Origin of the sequence: Lentzea sp. NPDC060358 (assembly GCF_042725365.1) — a bacterium.
GTDB lineage: Bacteria > Actinomycetota > Actinomycetes > Mycobacteriales > Pseudonocardiaceae > Lentzea.
The window spans coordinates 1-1,023 of sequence record NZ_JBHXCW010000519.1 but is presented as its reverse complement, the minus strand read 5'-3'; the positions used below and the strand labels follow the sequence as shown (position 1 = coordinate 1,023).

Here is a 1,023-nt window from a genome sequence, read left to right as displayed (position 1 = left end):
GGCGGGGAGGCACGGAGGAAGGCTACTTGACATGTGTCTACTAGTGCGTCCAGCCTAGTAGACACATGTCAACCAGGATGGACCGGCACACAGTTCGGAGGGGTCATGGCAAGGACTCTGCGCGTACTCGCACGGTTGATGGGTTGGTCCTGTGTGGCGATCGGTGTGTATCAAGTGCTCCTCGGCAACGCGGCGATCCCCGGAGCCGGCTCCGCGGGCCCGACGGTCGACAGCTGGGGCCGGTTCATGGGGGCCGGGTTCGTCGGCTACGGGCTGGCGTGGGTGTGGGCCGCGGGGCAGCGGCCCGTCCCGGCCCGGGTGGTGCGGTGGCTGGCGGGGGTCTTCCTGCTGGGCGGAGCGGGGCGGCTGCTCTCGCTCGCCGTGCACGGATGGCCGCACTGGTTCCAGATCGCGCTGGCCGTGATCGAACTCGGCCTGCCGCCGGTCTTCTTCTGGCTGGCCGCCGCGGACGAGCGCACCCTGCGCGGCGACGCGGAGACCGTGGCCGCCGGTCGGTGAATGAGCCCCGGGCGGCGGACGCGGGCAGGCTCCGTCGGTACGTCCGGGGCAGGGCCGCTCCTTGGCCTTGATCTCGATCATGGTTGAGGTTGTTGGGTGGGTGATGGTGGCGCTCCTGGCCACCACTTGAGCCATCCGGCACGGAGAGGACACCGTCATGACGAGCGGCATTCTTGTAGTGGGGACGATTCCGCCCGGGACCCAGGACGCGGTGATCGGCGTGGTGAAGGGCCTGGAGAAGGCGTTCAACGAGAAGGACCCGGTCGCGTTGGGCGGGCAGTACGCCGAGCACGCGTCCTGGACCAACGCGAGGGGCACGCGTCTTGACGGCAGGCAGGAGATCGTCGAGTCCGGTGCCGTGGCGCTGAAGAGCTTCCTGCGCGACTCCTTTGCCCGGTACGACGTGGTCAAGATGCTGGAGGCAGCCCCCGGCGTGATCGCGGTGAACGTGGTGCAGATCCCCGTCGACAGTGCGGGCAGGGCCGTCGACGGCCCGCAGGGAGC

2 protein-coding genes are annotated in these 1,023 nt (G+C 69.3%); both read left to right on the top strand.

All coding sequences use genetic code 11. The features are described from left to right. Nucleotides 1-105 precede the first annotated feature (105 nt). Nucleotides 106-519 carry a DUF4345 domain-containing protein gene (locus tag ACFWGZ_RS41335; RefSeq protein WP_382457031.1) on the top strand — a complete coding sequence of 138 codons (414 nt, stop codon included), beginning with the start codon at nucleotides 106-108 and terminating at the stop codon, nucleotides 517-519. A 157-nt stretch (nucleotides 520-676) separates the two neighbouring features. After that, nucleotides 677-1,023: DUF4440 domain-containing protein (locus tag ACFWGZ_RS41330; protein ID WP_382457030.1), on the top strand; the 347-nt coding region annotated here is incomplete at its 3' end.